This is a genomic window from Neisseria sp. P0001.S005, assembly GCF_051963715.1.
On the sequence record NZ_JBQCTZ010000475.1, the window covers coordinates 1 to 716 of the forward strand.

General features: G+C 36.0%; 1 protein-coding gene. It reads left to right on the plus strand.

Annotated features, from left to right (window positions below; genetic code table 11):
• Positions 1-318 precede the first annotated feature (318 nt).
• Positions 319-716, plus strand: a 398-nt coding sequence (locus tag ACTHSP_RS21160) for an IgG-binding virulence factor TspB family protein (protein WP_440346901.1), incomplete at its 3' end; no start/stop codon positions are given.

Here is a 716-nt window from a genome sequence, read left to right on the forward strand (position 1 = left end):
TTCAAGGATTGATACCCTATTCGGGTAATGGCAAAATCTAACTTTCAGCAACCATTACGAAAGTTAGCATTATGTTTTATATTTCAGAAGAAGAATTGAGATTTAAAAAAGATACGAATCCTAATTATTCAAATGAAAAATTGTGTCATGTGTTTATGACTGAATTATTCAATTTGAAAAATTTGTATCCGTTCCATAATTTTATTGAGATTGCAAAAAACGCAATGCAATATTATTTGAACAGAAGTTACTTAGATGAAGTAATTGTATTTTTTGAAGATTGTTCAATTCTGAAAGTGAATTTCACAAAAGATGGGTTTGAGTGGTCTGAACATTATGATGAAGATATTACAACGGCTTTTTATTACGGTCGTTATACTTTTAGGGTTTAATTTTTCGTTCGCTGATGTCGATATACACGTTGAAAAAAATGGTCGTATGCGTGTACCGGCTGGCGGATTTAATCAGAATGGGATACGCCCTTGGATGTATCTTGATAATAATGGACCTAAGTTTCATCATGAATATGTTTCAAGATTTGATAAATCACTTCACGTCCGTGAAGCCTCCACCGGTCTCCGCTCTGCCTCAACTGTCCCCGTAACGTTAGAAGCTCGAGTATCCCGAAAAGCCGTCCTTTCAGGCGCATTTGGCCTGGTAAAAGCAGGCGCAAAACTTGGTTTAAAAGCTTTACCATACGTTGGAGCTGCTTCATA